Annotated in this window: 10 protein-coding genes and 3 tRNA genes; 3 read left to right on the forward strand and 10 right to left on the reverse strand. The window is 48.3% G+C overall.

Features of this window, described 5'->3' with window-relative positions; genetic code table 11:
- Nucleotides 1–22 precede the first annotated feature (22 nt).
- The 9 genes from BLR06_RS04585 to BLR06_RS04625 form a co-directional block, all read right to left on the reverse strand.
- Nucleotides 23–1,699, reverse strand: coding sequence for an ABC1 kinase family protein (locus BLR06_RS04585; protein ID WP_092068889.1), 1,677 nt, complete (start codon nt 1,697–1,699; stop codon nt 23–25).
- 359 nt (nt 1,700–2,058) lie between these two features.
- A tRNA-Lys gene (locus BLR06_RS04590) sits at nt 2,059–2,134 on the reverse strand.
- Nucleotides 2,135–2,143: 9 nt separating this feature from the next.
- Nucleotides 2,144–2,219: transfer RNA gene (locus tag BLR06_RS04595), tRNA-Gln, on the reverse strand.
- Nucleotides 2,220–2,227: 8 nt separating this feature from the next.
- A tRNA-His gene (locus BLR06_RS04600) sits at nt 2,228–2,303 on the reverse strand.
- Between the two features lie 95 nt (nt 2,304–2,398).
- Nucleotides 2,399–4,366 carry a methyl-accepting chemotaxis protein gene (locus BLR06_RS04605; RefSeq protein WP_092068892.1) on the reverse strand — a complete coding sequence of 656 codons (1,968 nt, stop codon included), beginning with the start codon at nt 4,364–4,366 and terminating at the stop codon, nt 2,399–2,401.
- Between the two features lie 320 nt (nt 4,367–4,686).
- The gene (locus tag BLR06_RS04610) at nt 4,687–5,643 is read right to left on the reverse strand and encodes a helical backbone metal receptor (RefSeq protein WP_245698042.1); all 957 of its coding nucleotides are present in this window, start codon (nt 5,641–5,643) and stop codon (nt 4,687–4,689) included.
- A 350-nt stretch (nt 5,644–5,993) separates the two neighbouring features.
- Nucleotides 5,994–7,163, reverse strand: coding sequence for a sensor domain-containing diguanylate cyclase (locus tag BLR06_RS04615; RefSeq protein ID WP_092068895.1), 1,170 nt, complete (start codon nt 7,161–7,163; stop codon nt 5,994–5,996).
- Between the two features lie 76 nt (nt 7,164–7,239).
- Nucleotides 7,240–7,587, reverse strand: coding sequence for a winged helix-turn-helix transcriptional regulator (locus BLR06_RS04620; protein ID WP_092068898.1), 348 nt, complete (start codon nt 7,585–7,587; stop codon nt 7,240–7,242).
- 197 nt (nt 7,588–7,784) lie between these two features.
- Nucleotides 7,785–8,612, reverse strand: a complete 828-nt coding sequence (locus BLR06_RS04625; RefSeq protein ID WP_092068902.1) for an AraC family transcriptional regulator — start codon at nt 8,610–8,612, stop codon at nt 7,785–7,787.
- Nucleotides 8,613–9,479: 867 nt separating this feature from the next.
- Between BLR06_RS04625 and BLR06_RS04630 the strand changes: the two genes are divergently transcribed.
- Genes BLR06_RS04630 through BLR06_RS04640 form a run of 3 tightly spaced genes read left to right on the forward strand, consistent with a single transcriptional unit; the run spans nt 9,480 to nt 13,630 of the window.
- Nucleotides 9,480–11,720, forward strand: coding sequence for a TonB-dependent receptor (locus BLR06_RS04630; protein WP_092068905.1), 2,241 nt, complete (start codon nt 9,480–9,482; stop codon nt 11,718–11,720).
- Nucleotides 11,721–11,735: 15 nt separating this feature from the next.
- Entirely contained in the window at nt 11,736–12,062 is a 327-nt protein-coding gene (locus tag BLR06_RS04635) for a hypothetical protein (RefSeq protein WP_092068908.1), read from the forward strand.
- A gap of 11 nt (nt 12,063–12,073) precedes the next feature.
- Complete coding sequence (locus BLR06_RS04640; RefSeq protein WP_092068910.1) at nt 12,074–13,630, forward strand: PepSY-associated TM helix domain-containing protein; 1,557 nt, start codon at nt 12,074–12,076, stop codon at nt 13,628–13,630.
- A 179-nt stretch (nt 13,631–13,809) separates the two neighbouring features.
- On the opposite strand, the gene BLR06_RS04645 is transcribed toward BLR06_RS04640, so the two are convergent.
- Nucleotides 13,810–15,039, reverse strand: a complete 1,230-nt coding sequence (locus BLR06_RS04645; protein WP_092068913.1) for an FprA family A-type flavoprotein — start codon at nt 15,037–15,039, stop codon at nt 13,810–13,812.
- Nucleotides 15,040–15,048: the final 9 nt, after the last annotated feature.

Raw genomic sequence — 15,048 nt, forward strand, 5'->3', positions numbered from 1 at the left:
TGCCCTTCTAAAGGCCGCCTGGCTAGAGTTTTCCCGAGCGTACAATTGCAAACAACAGCCAGGCAAACATCATCACGGCAATGCCAAACGCGATTTCAACAATAGGAATTTTTCCTATTAACCAGGCTTGACCAACCAGGGACAGACTGACAATAACACTTCCCATAATAATACTAAACGCCAGGAGAATAATACTAAAGGACAATCGGTTGCTCATCCGGTCCTGGTTTCGCAAAAAAAACTCCATTTCCGGGATAGAAACATCCAACCGTAGACGGCCCTTGTTTACCACAGTACCCAACTCTTTAAAGCTCCCGGGAATACCACCGAAAAGCTCAGCAAAATCGGCGGCGTTTCGCCATAATGATTCTGCAATTCCTATTGGGTTTAGCCGCTCCATCAGTAATTTTTTTCCGAAAGGCTCAGCAACATCAAGAATGCTCAATCCTGGATCGAGTTTTTCGACAATGCCTTCCACTGTAAGCAGCGACTTGCCAATTAAAACCATATCTGCTGGAATTCTTATTTTATGCTCCTGGGCAACGGCAAAAAAATTGTTGACGGCGTCTCCCAGGCTGATTTTGCTTAACGGAACTCCATAATATTGTTCCTTTAAAAGCTCAACATCATCTCTCAGCTTCAACATATTCACCTGATCGCCAATAATGCCCATGCGCAGTACTGTTTTAATTAAATCATCCGAGTTGTGGCGCATTAAGCCAATCACCAACGAAGATAAATTATATTTCATTTCCTGACTAAGCCGGCCCACCATCCCGAAATCCAGGAAAGCAATAACCTCTCCCGGCAGTACCACTACATTGCCTGGGTGGGGATCACCATGAAAGAAACCTTCAATAAAAATCTGGTGGAAAATCCCATTCGCAAAGCGTTCGGCAATCAGCGAAAGATTGTAACCCTGACATGTCAGCTTTTCCACTTCACTAATCTTCATACCTTCAATAAATTCTGAAGCTAAGATTTTTTTGGTTGAATAATCCCAATAAATACGGGGGATATAAATTTCCGGATGATTCTCAAATTGCTTGGCAATCTTCTCGGCATTGCGGGCTTCAACAGTATAATCAAGCTCTTTACTAAGCGATTTGGCAAATTCATCAACCATGTCCACGATTTGATATCGTTCCGCCCACTGAAAACGCCGCTGGGCCAGGCTGGCCAGCTCATAAAGAATTTCCAAATCCGTTGCAATATCAGTTGCAATACCTGGTCGTTGGATTTTCACCGCTACTTTTTCACCGGTTTGCAAAACAGCCAGGTGAACTTGTCCAATTGAAGCGGCGGCTAGCGGCTGCTGATCAAATTGCTGGAATATATCTTCCAGGTCAGCTCCCAGTTCCTGCTGAATCAAGGCCTGAACTTGATCGAAAGAAAACCCCGGAACCTCATCCTGCAGCTTTTCCAATTGCTCAATAATTGCCGGAGGCAGGAGATCTGGTCTGGTACTTGCAATCTGACCCAGTTTTATATAGGTCGGCCCTAATTGCTGCAGCACCAGCCTAATACGTTCTCCGATTCCTCCTGTGTTTTTATTTGCGTCCCTTGAACGTATCCGCTGATAATAGGGCACCTTTTCAATGAGCCCCATCTCTTCGACAATATACCCAAACCCCTGACTAATTAAAGCTGTCGCCACTTCCCGGTATCGGTTGATATGACGCATTCGTTTGCCGAACATATTAGCTCCCTCCCTATGATTGACCAAACTTACACTTTCCCTCTGCTCAGCCTGCAGAGGCCGGTCTAATAATATCAACTAAAAAGCCACAGCTTAATTGCACTATTACCGTTTAATTAAATCCTATTAGAAATATCTCCTTTTAGCAAGCTGTACATACTGCGCAAGCGCAAATAATTGGACCAGCAGAGCAACCCGGCGCACTGTTTAATATTTTTAATAGCGGAAAGCCTTTGTTTTTCCGCAGTTTGGCCTGAAAAACGCCGGAAATGATTGACTAAGAGCCGAATCACCTAACCGGAATCGTTTCCAAAACAAAAAAAGCCCCCGGACCTGCGTCCGGAAGACTTGAATTACAATGGTGATCCACCCGCGACTCGAACGCGGGACACCCTGATTAAAAGTCAGGTGCTCTACCGACTGAGCTAGTGGATCATATATCTATGGCTGGGGCGGCTGGACTCGAACCAACGCCTGCGGGAGTCAAAGTCCCGTGCCTTACCAGCTTGGCTACGCCCCAAATAAATTTGGGGTGACTGAAGGGACTCGAACCCTCGGATAACGGAGCCACAATCCGCCGTGTTAACCACTTCACCACAGCCACCACGCTATCATCACTAACGTGACGACAAAGTATATTATAACGAATTCTTGGAATTATGTCAAGAAATAGTTTATTTGCCTTATACAGGCTTGCCGTTAAACGGAAAACTTACTGACCGCAGTACGCAGTTCATTCGCCATTTGCGCTAAACTCGCGGCCGATGCGGCAATCTCCTGTACGGCGGCATTTTGCTGCTGGCTGGCGGCTGCAACCTGCTCGGCACTGGCTGCATTCGCCTGCGCCACATCCGAAATATGACGTACCGCTTGCTCGACTTGAACACTGCCTGCATTTTGCTGCTTGGCAAGTTCCACAATATTTTTGATTTGCCGGTTAATATCCTTAACTGACTGATGTATATCCCGAAAGGCGGTTCCTGAAGCCGCTACCACCGCCACTCCGTCAGCCACTTCCTTGCTGCCGCGGTCCATGGCCTTAACGGCTTCAAGAGTTTCCTTCTGGATAGAGCCAACAATGCCGGCGATTTCCTTGGCCGCAGTTTCAGATTGCTCCGCCAGTTGCCGCACCTCATCGGCAACTACGGCAAAGCCCCGTCCTTGCTCACCCGCCCGGGCGGCCTCAATGGCGGCATTAAGCGCCAGGAGATTGGTTTGACCGGCCAACCCGGTAATTGTATCAACAATATTGCCAATTTGGCGTGATTTATCGCCTAACAGATGAATCATTTTAGCGGTATGATTAACATCGGCCTGAATCTGGCCCATTGCCGTCACAGCGCTTTGGGACTGGCCGGCTCCCTGATCGGCCAGATATTCACTGCTTTCAGCCGCATTGGCGGCAGTATCGGCGGCCTTAGTGGACTCTGCGCCGAACGCAACCATACTGCCGATTACCTGCGTCGACTTTTTGGCTAATTCAACTTGTTCGCCCGTACCTGCAGCAACATGCTGCACTGTTGTCGCAACTTCTTCCGAAGCTTTGCCCACTTCAGAAATTGCCGCCGCTAATTGCTCTGATGCTGTTGTTACTGTTTGGGCGGTTGCAGCTGTTTGGACAATCAGCTCCCGTAATTGCCTGGTCATTATGTTAAATTCATCAGCAAGCTGAGTAACCTCAGCCGCTCCTTTGATTTCAATATTACTGGTAAGATCGCCATTGGCCACTTTATCAGCCGCTGCAATTAATTCTTTCAGGGGATTTACAATACCGCCGGCAACCTTAAAGGCCGCGTAGACGGCGGCAACAATTGCCAGCAGTAAAATCGCCCCCGCAATTATGCTTGAATATATTAAGGAAGAAAAAACCTCCAGTATCGGTTCATGAATGATAACGCCCCAGCCATATTTTTCGACCGGCGCATAGACGGTTAACGTTGTATCTCCTCGCGTTGAAATTGTTTCCGCGGAGCCAGTTTGACCTGCAATTACATTTTTCACATAATCAAACCGCGAAAAATCATCCTTCGCAAAAATACGCTCCCTGTCAGGATGGGCAATGATCGTCCCTTTTTGGTCCACAACATCAACATACCCTGTTTTGCCAATCGTACACTGCTCAACAATATCCCATAAGGCCTTGATGCTGACATCGGCGGCCATTACACCGATGATTGCCCCATCCTTATTTTTAATTGGCGCAGAAACGGTAACACAAGGTGCATTGGTAAAAGAAGACATATAGACATCGGTAAAATAGGTAACGCCCGTCATTGCTTCTTTAAAATAAGCCCGGTCGGAACGATTTGCCAGATTGCCGGTAGTGCGGGCAACCTGCATGCCGGTGTTATCCATTACAAAAATAAGTTCAAATTGAGGATTTTTTTGCTGGGCTGCAAGCACCAGCTCCCGCAACGATTCTGCATTGAACTGAGTTGCCGGCGGTGAAGCGGCTAAGGCTTCAATCAGCCCCTGCGCATTATCCATATGACGCTTAACTTCACTTGAAATTTGCTTTGTCACATTTAAATTGGCCTGTATGGCCGCATCCCGCATTCCAATGATATTAAGGCCGGCATTAACTAATGTACCGAGAATCGCAGGCAGTAATGTAAATATCATAAATAAAACAACCAGTTTGTACTTTAGGCTCTTTCTGGCAAACATACTCCTCACCTCATTCAATTATTCTGCGTCAACTACAGCTTCCGACCGTCCCCTACGGCTAACTGCGAAAGTAACTTACATAAAAAAGCCAACTAAACATACAGCGGCATTGCTGTGTTAGTTGTTACTCTTCGCTCCCCTGGTAAAATATTCTTTTTTCATAATATTATAACAGATAATAAATTATGTCAATATCAGGATGTATAAATCAAACCTGTTCTCTTCGTTTTCCCCGCTAGCAGCCATAGGTGAACGGCTTTAAGCCTAAAAACAGGGGGTACGGCATTCCTCCGCCGCCCCCCTTGTTTTTACTTTGCCAGTTAACCGCTCCGGCCCATCTCAGGATACAGCAAGCCTGACAAATATTCCAAAGCCTCCACTATCCTCGTGCCGGGGTTAACAGCAAATAAAGAATAAGGCAATTTATACACCCGGTTGTCCTTTACGGCTTTTATGCCTTTCCAGACAGGATGCCGGACAAGCTCCTGGTTAAATTTGTCAATCACTTCAGCTTCAATATTATGAGTAATCAATAGAATGATATCCGGGTTGGCAGCGGCGACAGCATCCAGTCGCAAATGCGCAAACGGCATTTCCGGCTGGACACTTTCAGTTAATTCATCGGCAATATTAACCGCCTGCAACCGGCAGGCCAATTGACCGGTGAAACTGCCGGACAACGCCATATTGAAATGATCGCCCGACCCCCAGATAATCAATACACGCGGTTTACTTTTGCCGCCGGCTTTTCCCTCCAGCAGCCTGACCCGCCGCTCCAGATTTTTCACCACAGTATGCGCCTGCTGTTCCTGACCGGTAAGATAACCATAAAAATGCAAAACATCGATAATTTGCGGGTAGGAGTTTAACGACTGTACATATACTGGAATACCGGCCTGTTCCAGTGCCGGAATAATCCTTTGATGAAAAGGCAGGCTTGGCGCCAGTACCAAATCAGGCCTTAAAGCTAAGATTTGTTTAATATCAGGGTTAGCAGTATTGCCTACCGCGGGAACATCCTTGATCTTCTGCAGTATCTCCGGGGCAAGCGCGTTCGTATTGGGCCGGCCAACTAACCGTCCGCCGGCGGCATAATAAAGATCGACATTCGAAGCATTTAAAGCAATAACTCGCTTGGGTCGCTGTGGCAGACCTTCCGAACTGAAAATTTGAACAGCACCGCACTTGGGGCATTTTATTTCAAGCAATTCATAACGGCCTTTAAACAATAGCCTGTTACAAAAAGAACAACGCTGTTCCTGCCACAGTTTCTTCACTAACAACCCGTTACCACCCATTTCCACTGCAAAAATCACTCCTTAAATCCGATAGTACTCCGAGTTTATAGTAACAACTCCGCAAAATGCCAAGCAAGCAGTTGCCACCAACAACCTAAAACTTACCTTATCCGGTTCATGTAGTGCTCTATATTATTGTAAGTTCCAGGCTTTATTCATTACCAAGTATATCCCTAATGATAATCATTGTCAATTGAATTTTAATGCCGCCATTTTAGACGGAAAAAGCCGTCCAAATCCGGATTCAGCCAGTGATTTTGCCAGCTAAAGAATAAATAAAAGCCTAAGATCATCACAGCAGAACATCCTATGCTGTGATGATCTTAGGCTTATTGGCAGGATTTCGTTTTATCCTGAATTTTGCCTTGGCGCTTATTACTATACATGGCGCTGTCAGCTCGAACAAAAACCGAATGCAGATCATCATCCTCCCCCATAGTAAACCAGGCCTGGCCGTAAGCGACAGACAATGGTATCCCTTCAGCGCTGGCATTGTGCAGACCAATTTCTAATTGCGCCAGGCCGGCGTTAATCTCTTGCTCGCTTTGATTGATCAACACTGCCGCGAACTCATCCCCGCCGATCCGGTAACAAGCACCCAGCCCGTCAAAATACATTGAAATTAATTCCGCCACTTTTTTTATATACTGGTCACCTACCGCATGCCCATATACATCATTCACCTGCTTTAAACAATTAAGGTCAAAAACCACCAGGCAAACGCTTGACTCAGGCAGAGCCGGCTGCAGGCGGGCAATATCCAGTTCGAACGCCATCCGGTTGCCGACCCCGGTCAGAGCGTCGGTATACGCTAGTTTTTTAAAATAGGAATCAGAAACCCGTCTAAACAAAATACAGCCGCTGAGGGCAAAAAACAGAAAAATAAGCGTGGAAATCAGAAGACTGCGATTGCGGATATTCTGAAATGCATCATACCATCGTTCGGCGTCAAATTCCATGCAGATTGCACCAACCACCCTATTGTCAGCGTCCCTGACAGGCCAGATAGAAACAAAGATCTCTCCCCAATCGGTCACCAGAATATCATCGGAATACTGCGGCTCTCCATAGGCCAGACAACGCGCCAGGTATTCCTGAATTTGCGGCTCAACCGGATCGCCAACCTGCCGGATGTCAGCAGCATTGTTGTTCAGACCGTCGATCAAATAAATCAACTGACCGTCAGCATCGCGTTTGGCAGTATACAAATAACGGAGATTGGCGAGAAACCGAAAAACATTAAGTTCAGCCTGGGCCTTGCGATAAATGTCAGTAGCCTGGTCCTCTCGGTTGTTCAGCAGGCTAAAGCTTTCAACAGGAACAGCCTTACTGGCGTAACCATACACCCTGTTGCTGCGAACAATAAAATTATTAATCATATCCTGATAAGCGGATAAATAAACGGTGGCGAAAACAGCCACTCCGGTAGCAACTGTGGTGAAAAATATAATAATCGCCACTTTGGCCTGAATGCCGAGTTGAAACCTCACTTTTCTCACAGTTGAAATAGCTTCCTTTCCCTTGATTGCTTTTGACAAGTATACTGTTTTATTTTATATTAAGAAAAACTAAATTTCAATTATCCCCGGGTGATATCCCCGGCGGCCTGTTTTCGCTGCCCCATTGAGACATGAGATCCATGATAGGCAACAGTGTTCTGCCTTTGTCTGTTAGTGAATATTCTACCTTGGGCGGAATTTGCTGATATTCCTTGCGATAAACCAGCTGTTCCACTTCAAGTTCCTTTAGCTGCTGACTCAGCATTTTGTGTGTAATTAACGGCAGCACCCGCTTCAGTTCACCATATCGCAACACACCGTTCTCCGACAGCTTATACATAATCAGCCACTTCCATTTACCGCCAACCACCGATAATGTATAGATAATTGCGCAATTGCATTCTTCTTTTGACCATTTTGCCATTCTTTCTCTCCTTTTGGATAGTATAAATCTTTATAGCGCTATGTTCTTTTATGATATCATATAAAATAAAAGAACATTATGCAAGCGTCAGTGACGACAAAAACTCACGAACCCTGATTGGTTCGTGAGTTTTTGTCGGGCAGGATGATTTGTACCGGCGGTATATAAATATTATAGAGTCAAATTCGCGCTTAAATTCAGCCTGTATTTTTTCCCAGGTAGCTTTGCAGTGTACTTGGACAAAAACCGGTGCGCTTTTTGAATAGCTTACTGAAATAGTAAGGATCGGAATAACCGACGCAAGCTGAAATTTCCGCTACCGAGCAAGCTGTGGTGCATAGCAGCTCCTTGGCGCGGCGAACCCGTTGCTCGATCAGATATTCGTTCGGCCCCATGCCGGTATGCTTTTGAAACAAATAAGCAAACTGCTTGCTGTTCAGGCTATATTGCCCCGCCAGCCCTGGTACAGTGAGCGGTTCCATATAATGGCTCTTAATGTACTCAATCGCCTGCTCCACAATATCCCGTCCGCTCTGATTGCGCCGCTGGCTGGCACTGGTCACAAGCTCATCCAGAATACTGAAAAACAGCGATTTAGCCCGCAGCTCCGGCAGGCGGCCCGGTGTTGTACAACTACTGTGCAGCCGGTGCAGCAGGTCATTGATGCGGGTATTATAGCCAGGCTCCAGTTGAAAGTGAGCCAAAGCGTAAGGAAAGGAATCTTTTTCATTATTATCCGCCTGATAGTGGACAACCATAAAATCCCATACTGACCGGCTCAACACTTCTTTATCCAGAGACATATTCGGGCCGGCATGGAAAACCTTTCCATATTCCATTTCATAAGGCACACCGTTAAAAAACATCCGCGCCCGGCCCCGCAATGGAAAGACCACCCCTGAAAAGGGAGGGGTATATCCGCCAAAGCATCGTTTTCCAGAAGGCACAACAACTCGGCCGACATCAATAATGCTAATATTTATTTTAGCATAATAATGCGCCAGTTCATTGATATCCACATTCATTCTGAGGCTGCCTCCTTAGGTTAATTAAGCAATATCACTGTGGCATTTTGTCTGCCTCGCTATCAACATGATATTAATTATCATTAATTATTATAATTTTTTTAGCCAACCCTTGTCAATAAATTCTCTGCTTAGTAAGCTTTATAACAGCCTAATTAACATAATTCCAGATTATTCCTTATATTTGGGAAATAGTCCAGGCTAATTTGAAAATATATCCAGGACCGACACCACTTCCTCCGAACTGGGACTGCGCGGCACTTACCAAACCGGTTCAGTAAAGCATCAGCTTGTTTTAAGTTCAAGCTTTTTGGCTGAGGACTATTCCACTACTTTTAATCAAGGCACCGGTAACTATCCAACCAACATTTACAACCCGCCCTCACTGGCCGACCAGTTTCATAACGTGGCTTGGCGGACCAAGGCAAGAAGATGTCTGACACTGAGCTGTCCAGCTTTCTTCTAGCCGACGTAATGCCTGTACAGCTCGCTAAAACGCTTCTAGCCAGCGCCGGTCAAACAATTAAAACCTTACACTCAAGCCCCCCTAAAGGGGCTTTTTTACTTTACCAAATTACTGCCATCATCAGCATGATATAAGTAATCACTAAGTTTATCAAATTTGAGCGAAGCCTTGTCAATAAAGACTTCCCCCCGTTGAGCCTTGAAAAAAGCCTTTTCTCCAAAACCTTATATTTCTGTATTTGGGAAATAGTCCAGGTCTGTTTAGAAATATATCCATTTACTCCGGCGCTTGCTCTTGCTACTCTATTGGATAAGTACTGAGATTAATCCTCATTTAGTGCTTGAAATTATAATTACATACCCAAAAAAGTCACACCATCTATGCGAAGGAGTCGAAGCAGTATGCAGAAAACAACATCCCGCACCAGAAAGAGCCTGCTCTACGCCCTGATCGGCAGCAGCCTCTTTTGGCATGCCCCGGTAACTTATGCCGAAGAAACGCCGGAACCCGTCCCAGCGGCTGAACAAACCACGCAAGGGCAGGCCTCCTCCGGCCAAACCGCGGGACAGCGTGTCTTTACCCTGGAAGGTGTTGAAATTACCGCCAGCCGTGAAACGCGCCCGCCCGCCTACGCCGGCGGCCAGGTCGCCCGCGGCGGCAATGTCGGCGTATTGGGCAACAAGGATTTTATGGATACGCCTTTCAGCGTCACCAGTTATACCGCCCAGACCATGGAAGACCAGCAGGCCGCTACCCTATACGACGTGCTCATCAATGATCCGACCATCCGATTCACCACGCCTAACGGACATATCATGGAAAACTATACTATCCGCGGCTTCGGCGTCTCTAACGACCATCTGTATTTTAACGGTCTGCAGGGTTTGGCCCCGGACAATCATGCCCCCGTTGAATTTCTGGAACGGGTGGAAGTGCTCAAAGGACCCAGTTCTTTTCTTTACGGCGGCGTCAGCACCTCAGTGGGGGGCGCCATCAACCTGGTGCCCAAGCGCGCCGGTGATGAGGATGTCACCGCCTTTACCGCCGACTATACCTCCTCGTCCCAATTGGGCGGCCATATTGATATCGGACGACGCTTTGGCGAAAACAAGGAATGGGGCATTCGCTTCAACGGCGTGTATGGCGACGGCAATACTGAGACCGACGGTCAGTCCAAGGAACGGCTGCTAGGTGCGCTGGGCCTGGATTATCGCAGCGACAAATGGCGCCTGTCACTGGATGCCTTCGGCTCGGAGGAAAAATATGATAACGGCTCGGCCGTCAGCTATCAATTATCAAACGGCTACGTCAAAGCGCCGGACGGCTCGACCAATGTGCATAAAGGAACGTGGGGCGTATCCCGGAATAATGGTATTCTGTTTAAAAGCGAATATGATCTGCAGGACAATGTAACTGCCTATGCCGGTATTGGGAAGAAAGCCCACAGGGCAGCCGGCTTTATCACCGGCAATCACGTCCGGAACTTCCAGTCTAACGGAGACGGCATGCTCTGGCTCTATAATCAGAATATGTGGTCTGACATCATTACAACAGACTTGGGCGTGCGCGGAAAATACCAGACGGGCTTGGTCAACCATGAGCTTGTTGTCGGTTACAATTCCATGCACCAGGACTATGGCAGAACCAATAGTCCTTCTAGGACAGGGAATCAAGCTGTTCCGACAAACATCTACAATCCGACATCGCTGACTTCTATTCTGGAAGAAATGGGATCGTCGTCGAGACCAAACAAAACCAGCGAAACAAATCTTTCCGGCTTGTTTATCGCCGATACGCTTTCCTTTAATGAGGAAAAAGTTCAGTTAACGCTGGGCGTACGACGGCAAAATGTGAAAACAAAAAACTTCAACCTGACAACCGGCGCCCTGACCAGCAAGTATGATAAAGACGCTACCACTCCGGCAATCGGGCTGGTCGTCAAACCGTGGGATGCCCCCGTATCACTGTATGCCAATTTTATCGAAGGACTAACTCCAGGTGCGGAAGTAACCAATACAGCTGCAGTAAACTATGGAGAAGTATTTGCGCCGTACAAAAGCAAGCAATATGAATTCGGCGCAAAATGGGATCGTGGTACCTTCGCCAATACGCTGAGCTTTTATCAGATTGAAAAACCAAGTTTACTTACACAGACCCAAAGCGACGGCACCATCATCGTCAGTGATGATGCGGAACAGCGCAGCCGAGGGATCGAATGGAGCACTTTTGGCACAATAAACGACAACACACGGCTGCTGGGCGGCATCGCTTATACCCGCGCCGAATATACCCGCGAAGCAAGCGCGAAACAAGGCCATACGCCGTACGGCGTCCCTAAATATCAGGCCAATCTGGGCGTAGAATGGGATACTCCCTGGAACCCTGATTTAACCTTGAGCGTCCGGGCAATTTTCAGCAGTTCACAATATGCCAATTCCCAAAACACGGTGGAAATCCCAAGCTGGATACGTTATGATATCGGCGCACGCTACAAAACTGAAATTAATAAGGTACCGGTCACCTACCGGCTTAGTGTCGAAAATGTGTTTGACAGGAATTACTGGAGCGGTTCCTTTGCCGACGGATATGTCACGTTAGCCAACTCCCGCACCTTTAAACTATCGGCCACAATGCAGTTATAAACGAGGGAATCAGTAGTGAATACCACCATACTTGATGCGTTTAACCAACTGAAACAGCTTTTAGCCGGCGCCGATCCAACAACCCAAACCATCCTGCGCATTCTGGCCGCCATTTTCGGCGGCTATGCGCTGAATGCCAGCGTCCTCACCGCCCTGGCGCTGCTGCTGCCCTGGCCCAAAGTCGACGTGCTGTTTTTTACAGCATTGTTGCCGGCCCTTATTTATCCGGCAACGCTGCTGTGGGTTTTTGCCGCCCCCACCGCCCAGCGCGCCTGGCGGGATTTGTGGAACGTGATCCTGCTGAGCGGCCTGCTGGCGCTGATTGCCGCCTGGACAAACTAGAGGAGAACTTCATGAATCATTCTAAATTAAACAGAACCTTTACCCGGGCAATGAGCGAACTGCATACCTGGGGCGGATTAGTGTTCGGCTGGCTGCTCTTCGTTATTTTTTTTACCGGCACCCTGTCGGTATTCGAACAGGAAATCACCCACTGGATGCAGCCCGCGGTCAGGCCTGCGCAAACCGAACCGGTACAGGCGGTGGTCTCAGCCGATCAAAAACTTCGTCAGATTGCCCCCAATGCCGATACCTGGATGATTTCCATGCCTCAGGAACGCTCGCCAGGCATGGAGATTATCTGGAAAAAAGGCAAAGCGACATTAGAAAGACAGCTTGACCCGCAAACAGGAACCATCATTAAGTCTCGCGAGACCGAAGGCGGTCACTTTCTGGCCCATTTTCATTTTCAGCTGCACAGCGGCAAAACCGGTTTATGGCTGGTCAGCTTAGCTTCGGTCGTCATGCTGGCCGCACTGGTATCCGGTATTGCCATCCGTACGCAGGTCTTTAAGGATTTTTTCCTGCTGCGCTGGCGAAAAAACTGGCTGAGCGCCCATACACTGACCGGTGTGTTCACCCTGCCTTTTGTCCTTTTGATTACCTACACCGGCCTGACCGTTACTTTTTTCATGGTGCTGCCGACCATTCCCCGGGTGCTGTACGGCAGTTCCTGGAACGGCCCGGCAGCAGTGGCGGGCCAAAACTTTGAACGCCCCCGCGCCAATCTACCGGGAGAATTAATGCCGCTTTCCCAGCTCCTGCCACTGGCTGAGGCCGAACTGGGGGAAGGTAAAATTTCCTTCATCCGGATCACTCATCCCGGTGACCGTCAAGCGGTTGTTACCTTTTTCCGCACGGTTGACGACACCATTGTCGCCATTAGCAACCGGGCTGCTTTTGATGGAATTACCGGCGAATTGCTTGGCAGTCAGACCACCTGGAATAAATATGTGCAGACCGTCCGTTCACTGGTCGGCCTGCACATCGCCAGGTTTGGCGGGTATCCCGTATCCTGGCTTTATTTTACCGCCGGCCTGGTCAGTTGCGTGATGATTGCCGCCGGACTGATATTTTTCACTGTCAAGCGCCGCAGCCGCTATGCCCGGAGCAGCGAGGCGGCGCAATTGATGTATCGCGCCATTGAAGCGCTGAACACTACGGCTGTGGCCGGCGTCATCATTGCCTGCGCCGCTTATCTCTGGGCCAACCGCCTGCTGCCGCCGGCGCTTAAAGACCGGGCTGACGCCGAAATCACGGTATTTTTCGGCCTATGGCTGCTTATGCTGATCCATGCCTTTCTGCGCCCGCCGCTGCGGGCCTGGGCCGAGCAATTGGGCATTGCCGCCGGGCTTTGCATTGGCTTGCCGGTCCTTAACGCCCTTACCACCAATGTCGGATTATTGCCGGCCATTGCCCGCAGCGACTGGATGACCGCCGGCGTTGATTTGACAGCCGCCCTGCTGGGCACATTACTGGCAATTGCCGCCTGGCGCGTTGCCTTAAAACAAAAACACCGTCAGGAACGGCCAGCCCAATGCGGGCTTGATTCCAACACCGCCAACAGCTGACTGCCGTTCTGCCCTGTGCAGGCAGCCTGCCAGGTACAAGCATATCTATATAGAAAGAAAAGACATGACAGGCCATAGGCCTGTCATGTCTTTTCTAATTTCGGCTGGCCGCAGTCTCTGCGGGCAACGGAGTCTGCACCCGAACCAGCCGTCCGGTACAGTGCGCGTAAAGCGGCTGGTTAGTCCGCTTCATTACGATATCCTTCGGCAAGCAGTGACGCATAAATATCGTCGACCAGTTTGTCCAATTCCGGCTCTTGCGCTGCTTTCATCGAAGAGTTGACCTCAAACGGGCTGCCAATAATCTCCATCTTTTTCATATTTTCCACTAAATTGCGCATCGCCGGAACTGATTTGCAGGCCCAGGTATAATTGCCGACCAGCGCCACCTTGCGGTTCTGAAAATTTAAACCGGCCATTTCGTGCAGCAAAGCTTCCATGACAAAATACAAGCCCATGTTATAGGTCGGCGAACCGATGACCAGATGACTATATTTCCACGCATCGGCAATAATATAAGAGGCATGCGTTTTAGACACATCATACATCCGCATATCACGAACGCCTTTTTCCGCCAGCTTACCGGCAATCCGGTTCATGACATTTTCGGTGTTGCCATACATTGAGGCATAAAACAGCACCACGCCTCTTTGCTCCGGTTCATACCGGCTCCAGCGGTCATATTTGTCGAGAATATAAGAAAGGTTCCGGCGCCAGACAGGGCCATGCACCGAACAAATCATCCGGATATCCAGCGACGAAAGCTTTTTCAGCGCCGCCTGTACCTGCAGGCCGTATTTGCCGACAATATTCGTATAATAGCGCCTGGCTTCATCTAAATAGAAGTGCTCAAAATCCACCTGATCACTGAACAGGGTACCGGGATGAGCGCCAAAGGAACCAAAGGCGTCAGCCGAAAAAAGGATTTTTTCTTTCTGCTCATAAGTAACCATAACCTCCGGCCAATGGACCATCGGCGCAAAAAAGAACTGAAGAGTGCGCTCCCCCAGAGCAAGCTCTTCGCCTTCTCTCACCTCATGATAGTTTTCTTGGCAATTAAATGAATAGAATTGTTCAATGAACTGAAAGGTTTTTTTATTTCCTACAATTTTTACACCGGGATAACGCCGCACCAATTCTTCAATATTAGCGCAATGATCCGGTTCCATATGATTGACGATCAGATAATCCAGCGGGCGTCCATCAAGCACATGGGTTACATTTTCCAGGTACAGCGCGCTGATGGCCGCATCGACAGTATCAATAAGCGCCGTTTTCTCATCCATAATCAGGTAGGAATTATAGGCCACCCCCTGAGGAATGGGAAACATATTTTCAAATCGCTCCAGTCTCCGGTCATTGCCGCCTACCCAGAAAATTTTTTCAGTAATCTCTTGCACATAATACATAAAATTCCT

Origin of the sequence: Dendrosporobacter quercicolus (assembly GCF_900104455.1) — a bacterium.
In the GTDB taxonomy this organism is placed as follows: Bacteria; Bacillota; Negativicutes; order DSM-1736; family Dendrosporobacteraceae; genus Dendrosporobacter; species Dendrosporobacter quercicolus.

What these genes read in the sequence shown, in the direction of transcription:
- BLR06_RS04585 (WP_092068889.1), bottom strand. Translation starts at nt 1,699, where the DNA reads ATGTTCGGCAAACGAATGCGTCATATCAACCGATACCGGGAAGTGGCG.
- BLR06_RS04620 (WP_092068898.1), bottom strand. Translation starts at nt 7,587, where the DNA reads ATGGCAAAATGGTCAAAAGAAGAATGCAATTGCGCAATTATCTATACA.
- BLR06_RS04605 (WP_092068892.1), bottom strand. Translation starts at nt 4,366, where the DNA reads ATGTTTGCCAGAAAGAGCCTAAAGTACAAACTGGTTGTTTTATTTATG.
- BLR06_RS04640 (WP_092068910.1), top strand. Translation starts at nt 12,074, where the DNA reads ATGAATCATTCTAAATTAAACAGAACCTTTACCCGGGCAATGAGCGAA.
- BLR06_RS04645 (WP_092068913.1), bottom strand. Translation starts at nt 15,039, where the DNA reads ATGTATTATGTGCAAGAGATTACTGAAAAAATTTTCTGGGTAGGCGGC.
- BLR06_RS04625 (WP_092068902.1), bottom strand. Translation starts at nt 8,612, where the DNA reads ATGAATGTGGATATCAATGAACTGGCGCATTATTATGCTAAAATAAAT.
- BLR06_RS04630 (WP_092068905.1), top strand. Translation starts at nt 9,480, where the DNA reads ATGCAGAAAACAACATCCCGCACCAGAAAGAGCCTGCTCTACGCCCTG.